Source organism: Flintibacter sp. (genome assembly GCF_046973065.1).
This window is the reverse complement of record NZ_JBKVXZ010000103.1, coordinates 1-1,309: the sequence shown is the minus strand read 5'-3', so window position 1 is coordinate 1,309 and position 1,309 is coordinate 1. Positions and strand designations below refer to the sequence as shown.

The following is a 1,309-nucleotide window of genomic DNA, read 5'->3' as shown; positions in this document are numbered from 1 at the left end:
CCCTTCCGAGGCTGGGACGGTGCGGAGCATATTCCTGCCACCGCTGCGAAAAAGGCAGCCAATCAATACCGCAAGACCCGTTCCCAGCTGATGAAGCTGGCCGCTGAACCGGGCGAGGACGCCCAGTCCCAGGCGCTGGATGCGGTGACAGCCTATACCCAGACCTTCAACAAGATGGGCTTTATCGAAACCGAGGAACGGGATGAAATCTACATGGCCCTGCGGGGTATCCTGGATGCCCTGCCGGGTGATGCGTTCCAGAAAGATTCCATGATTGAGAAGTTTGATGAACTTCGTGATTTTTGAGGCGGGGTGAGGATGGACCAGACAGTAATTTACAATGGCCAAATTCTTACCCTGACTCGGTTTTGGGCGACGGGAGAGCCTTGCCTGTGGATCACCGACCCGGAGCAGATCGGGATGCCCAAAATGGAGTTTGTGGGAGGCCACCCAGACGAATACTGCATTTTTCTGAAAAATCTGACTGAAACAGAGCTGGCACAGATCACATCCCTGGACGGCGCTCCGTTGGATGTGGAAAAAGAACTGAACGGTTTCTGACAAGAAAGGACACCCCCTATGGCACTGCAAGATAAGAAAATCATGCCTCCCCCCTGGCTGGCCCACCGGGAGATCGAGCGATACTCCATTGGCTGGCGCATGGGCTATGGGGAGGATTACATAGACCGGTTTGGTACCTGGCTGGACACCCTCTCCCCGGAGGAGCGGGCGGAATACCGCGCCCTCTTTCCCGAGCCGGTGACCTGGAAGGGCTGGTGGGACAACGAGGACACGGGCGAGGTGCTGACGCACGGTGACTTCCTGGTGGAGGCGTGGCGGCCGGAGGGCCGGCCCAAGTACACCCGCCAGTGGCTCCAGCAGGAGTTTGCCGCGGGGCGGAGACGGGAGCTGTGCCTGTTCTGGGGCCATCAGCCTGCCCAGGACGGCCAGCTGACAAAAAGCTGCCTCAGCCAGTGGTGGATGGAGGACTTCTATACGATGGCTGACTCCTACCTCTACACGGAACAGTACATGATGGCGGGCAAAGCCCAGCTGTTTGGTGACGAGGAGAGACGCAAGGAGATTTTGGCGTGTAGCGACCCCAAGCAGATCAAAGCCTTGGGCCGCAAGGTGCGGGGCTTTGACCAGAAGGTGTGGGACAAGTTCAAATACGCCATTGTGCTAAATGGAAACTGGTGCAAATTCAGCCAGAACCGGGAGTTGCGGGAGTTTCTCCTCTCCACCGGGGACAGCGTGCTGGTGGAGGCCAGCCCCTACGATGCCATCTGGGGCATCCGCCTCGCGGCCA

At 58.6% G+C, this 1,309-nt stretch carries 2 protein-coding genes and 1 pseudogene; all 3 read left to right on the top strand.

The features are described 5' to 3' along the window. Nucleotides 1-306: pseudogene (locus ACLTXB_RS18650) on the top strand (hypothetical protein); the annotation flags it as partial. A gap of 12 nt (nt 307-318) precedes the next feature. Continuing rightward, nucleotides 319-561, top strand: a complete 243-nt coding sequence (locus ACLTXB_RS18645) for a hypothetical protein (protein WP_428227978.1) — start codon at nt 319-321, stop codon at nt 559-561. A gap of 18 nt (nt 562-579) precedes the next feature. Further along, the coding region (locus tag ACLTXB_RS18640) for an NADAR family protein (RefSeq protein WP_428227977.1) at nt 580-1,309 on the top strand (730 nt) is incomplete at its 3' end.

Excerpts from the sequence above, each read along its gene's own strand:
- ACLTXB_RS18645 (WP_428227978.1), top strand. The coding sequence starts at position 319 with ATGGACCAGACAGTAATTTACAATGGCCAAATTCTTACCCTGACTCGG.